A 2,158-nucleotide genomic window follows, 5' to 3' on the forward strand; every position below is an offset into this window, starting at 1 on the left:
CCTTCACCATTTGACCCTAGAGGCAGTCCACCTGTACCCTTGACTCTTTCGGTGAAAATATAGCATTCAGATCTTAAGTCCAAATTTATTGTAATATCTGGATTGTGTACATCTACACTCAAATCACCGAAATGCTTAAGAACCGTTCCTCCAAGCTCTTTATTTAAATCCATGGACATGAAGGGATAGGATTTGTCTGCTCTTTTAGATACTATCTTGAAAGTTTTGATTTTTTCATTTTTCATTTTCCATTCCATTACTTTTATGACAGATTCCTTTATTGTTTCCATGTCTCTTCCTGTCTTATAGCATGGTGTTACATATACTATTCCGAAAATATTCTTAAGATCCTTAATTACTCCTTCAAGTTCATCTACAGTATCTATAAATACTTTTCCCCTGTCCCTGTAAAATTTAAGATCCTTTCCTTTAATAATCTTGCTGATCTGATTGTTTAGTTTTTTTTCAAACTGACCTCTGTTCTTTCCCTTAAGGACCATTTCGCCCAAACTTATACCAATTGAATTATACATTATCTACCTCTTATGATTTCCCTTATTTCATTTACATACCCAGTTACCTTTTCAAGCACAATATTGTTTTCAGCTTCATCATTATACATTCCAAAACTCATTCTTACAGTTCCATCACTGTAAGATTTATCACTATCAAGTTTGCTTACTACATTGTCTACGGACTCGTCTTTTGACGAGCATGCAGACCCTGTTGAAACAAAAATTTCATCTCTTTCCAGATAGTGAAGCAAAACTTCGCCTTTTATATCCTTTATTGAAACATTAAGAATATACGGAGAATATTTCTCTGCCGAGTTAATTCTAATATCTTCAATGGAATTTTTCAACCCCGTAATTAGTTTATTTCGTAAACTTAAGATTCTTTCATATTCATGTTCCATTATTTCCACTCTTAAAAGGATAGCTTCAGCAAAGGATTCAATAAGAGGCAAAGGCTCTGTACCTGGTCTTAACCCCTTCTCTTGACCTCCTCCAAAAACAATTGGTTTCACCTTTATTCCTTTCCTAACATAGATCCCGCCAATTCCTTTGGGTCCATGTATTTTATGACCTGAAAATGACAAAGTATCAACTTTGCACTGGGAAACATCAATATTGATTTTTCCAAAGGATTGAACACAGTCAAAATGAATTCTTGTATTACTGTTATTATTTTTAATAATATTGCATATTTTCTTCATGTCCTGCAAGGTTCCAAGCTCACTGTTTACATGGGTGAATATGCACAAGGTTGTTTTACTGCTCAATTTACCTTCCAAATCATCAATGTCTATATATCCATAATTATCCGTATTTACAGGAATGGTTACAACACCTTTTTTTCTCAATTCATTTACAGGGCCAATAATTGAAGGATGATCAATATCAGAATAAATCACTTCACTACCATCATATTCCTTAATGCTTCCAAAAATCGCAATATTATTGCTTTCAGTCCCTCCTGAAGTGAAAAACACTTCCTCCTGAGAAGCCTTTATAAAGTCTCCAATGATTCTTCTGCTTTCCTTTAATATTTTTTCGCATACATAGCCGTAAGAATGGAGCGAAGATGAATTCCCATAGTGATTTTTATTTGAAAAAACAAATTTTTCCAAAGATTTTTCAGTAATTTTTGTAGTTGCGGCATTGTCCATATATATCAAAATATCACCTCTTAATAGTATGGCCCCTGTTTTCTTAGACCTTCGAAAATGTCAGTTCCACCAATTTTACCATATTAAATGTACATTTGCATAATAAATAATATTGTTAAAATATAAATTTATAAATTTGTGGATTTTATTAATTTTTATCCTTGCATCAATTTATCACTTATGCTATAATGAAATTGGTTATCCCCCCGATAGCCAAAATATATTCCCAATACCCCTTTTAAGCATTTATGCTTAGAACAAAACGACCTACCCGGGTCGTTTTGTTCTTTTTTGTTGCAAGAAAGCAGCTACGCTGCGTTAAATGCGTAAGCACTTATTAAGATGCGAAAGAAAGTTTCTTTAATCGCATAACACTAATGCTTCAAGGTATTATGCATATTTTAACTTTCTTAAGCTGCAAAAAAAGGGCATCTAAGCCCCCATTGTTACAAGTTTATCCTTATATTGTGCCTCATGGCTCTGGTGTAT

Annotated in this window: 2 protein-coding genes; both read right to left on the reverse strand. The window is 33.4% G+C overall.

What is annotated here, in order from left to right; all coding sequences use genetic code 11:
* A partial coding sequence (locus tag AC3AX0_RS12090; protein WP_487550532.1) for a THUMP domain-containing protein occupies positions 1–533 on the reverse strand: 533 nt, incomplete at its 3' end.
* Positions 533–1,669: a cysteine desulfurase family protein gene (locus AC3AX0_RS12095; protein WP_487550533.1), complete on the reverse strand. Its 1,137-nt coding sequence runs from the start codon at positions 1,667–1,669 to the stop codon at positions 533–535. The genes AC3AX0_RS12095 and AC3AX0_RS12090, both read right to left, overlap by 1 nt.
* Positions 1,670–2,158: the final 489 nt, after the last annotated feature.

The sequence above is a fragment of the Dethiosulfatibacter sp. genome (genome assembly GCF_983023055.1).